The following is a 1,327-nucleotide window of genomic DNA, read 5'->3' as shown; positions in this document are numbered from 1 at the left end:
GGGGGAAGCCGTCGCGCCGCCTGCGGACGATCATGCACGTCCACGGATGCGAGAAGCTGACCGAATGGGCGATGACGAAACGCACCTGGATGAGGGCGGAGACAGCCAGGGAGAAGACCGACGACAGTACAACCGACTGGTGTACCTCCTGCGACGCCCGGTACATGGCCGTCGGGCAGCGATTCGTGTAGTAACAGCACCTCGGCGGCACTGCCGACGGGCTTCGGGGCGCCGGGGGCTTTCGGTGCGGGGGTGACTTCTGTTGCGTAGGGGCGTTCCCGCGCGCCGGTGTGCTTCTACGCCCCCCGCTGCCGCGGCCGGCGAGGACTCCGGTGGCGGGCCCGGATCAGAATCTGTGTCCGGCCGGTGAAGATACGCGGCGCCCCCGCTCGTCCTCCGCCGTCGGCGCCGCGCTCCTGCCGTACCCTCCCGGCACGGCCGGGCGGTCGCGGCAGGGGCCCGCCCGTGTCCCGTACGCGGCCCGGCCGCTCCCCGGCGGGACCCCACCGAGTTGTGGTGGCGGCGTGACGATTCTCATCCGCCGTCCCCCCGGCAACGGGGGACCGTAGAATCCTCTCGTGGCACGGCCACCGGCGCGCACGGGATTGCCTTCGGGGGGCGTACGGGAAGCGCGACGGCGCAAGGGCCGGCCGCACAGCACAGCAAGCACGGTCGTCGAGGAGGAAGTTCGTCGTGAGCAGCAGGCCATCCCGAGGCGCTGCTCGCCTCGCCGCCATACTCGACGCGCTCCCCGACGCGCTGCTTCTCGTCGACACCAACGGCACCGTCGTCGCCGCCAACCGTGTCGCGCTGGAGACCTTCGAGCGGCCCGGTGCCGCCGTCGTCGGCCGCGGGCTGCTCGACCTGCTGCCGGAGTTCGATCCGCAGCTCATCCCCGGTTCCATGCGCCGGCCCCGCGGCGATTCCACGGCTTCCGTCGCGCCCGGCTCGGGGCTGCGCCCCGAGGAGCGTACGAAGCCGCTGCGCATGGCCGCCCGCCGCACCGACGGCAGCGACTTCCCCGCCGAGGTCACCAGCGCCGACCTGGAGGACGGCCCCGGGGGCGAGTCCCCGTACGCGCCCGGCCACCACTACACGGGCGACGAGCTGCTCATGCTCGTCGTACGGGACCTCACCGGCTCGGCGGAGATCGAGGCGGAGCTGCACCGGCAGCGCCGGCAGACCGAGATGATCCTGCGGGCCGCCGCCGAGGGCATCGTCGGCACGGACACCACCGGCAAGGTCGTCCTCGTCAACCCCTCCGCCGCGCAGATCCTCGGCTACCGCGCCAGCGAGCTCGGCGGCGCCGACCTGCACCCCCTCATCC

The 1,327-nt window shown here is 73.0% G+C and carries 2 protein-coding genes; both read left to right on the top strand.

From position 1 onward, the window contains the following. Nucleotides 1–191: hypothetical protein (locus I003_RS37205; RefSeq protein WP_486584467.1), on the top strand; the 191-nt coding region annotated here is incomplete at its 5' end. Between the two features lie 502 nt (nucleotides 192–693). Beyond that, the coding region (locus I003_RS33905) for a PAS domain-containing protein (RefSeq protein ID WP_037722249.1) at nucleotides 694–1,327 on the top strand (634 nt) is incomplete at its 3' end.

The sequence above is a fragment of the Streptomyces sp. CNQ329 genome, from assembly GCF_000482585.1.
This window is presented reverse-complemented; position numbering and strand designations above follow the sequence as displayed.